The sequence below is a fragment of the Limnospira sp. PMC 1279.21 genome, from assembly GCF_032349615.1.
Lineage (GTDB): Bacteria > Cyanobacteriota > Cyanobacteriia > Cyanobacteriales > Microcoleaceae > Limnospira > Limnospira fusiformis.
Genome location: NZ_JARPLU010000591.1, coordinates 1 through 310 on the forward strand (window position 1 = coordinate 1; position 310 = coordinate 310).

A 310-nucleotide genomic window follows, 5' to 3' on the forward strand; every position below is an offset into this window, starting at 1 on the left:
TCCTAGATAATGCAATTGCTTGGTTGTAGCAATACCGACAAGCGGCCAACCATTTACGCCAGACTTGATTTAGCTCCGGGCTGGGGTAAATCCGGATCTTCTTTGACCTGAGTTTTGTATTTACGCACTCCGTATAATCGGGAACTGAAGCAGTGGAGGATGGCGAGGATGTCCTCAACCATTTCTGGTTCTGGACTGAGACTTGTCTCGTTGAGAACCATGAGTGAGCACCTGTTTTGCTCACAGAGCCATCGAAACAAGTCAAATCCCCATATTGCCAATCGGTCTGGGTGGGCAACGACAACCATGC

1 protein-coding gene and 1 pseudogene are annotated in these 310 nt (G+C 48.7%); both read right to left on the bottom strand.

Annotated elements, in window-relative coordinates; translation table 11 throughout:
• Positions 1-97: helix-turn-helix domain-containing protein (locus P5683_RS26690; protein ID WP_396442608.1), on the bottom strand; the 97-nt coding region annotated here is incomplete at its 3' end.
• Positions 54-310: pseudogene (locus tag P5683_RS26110) on the bottom strand (IS607 family transposase); the annotation flags it as partial. The pseudogene P5683_RS26110 and the gene P5683_RS26690, both read right to left, overlap by 44 nt.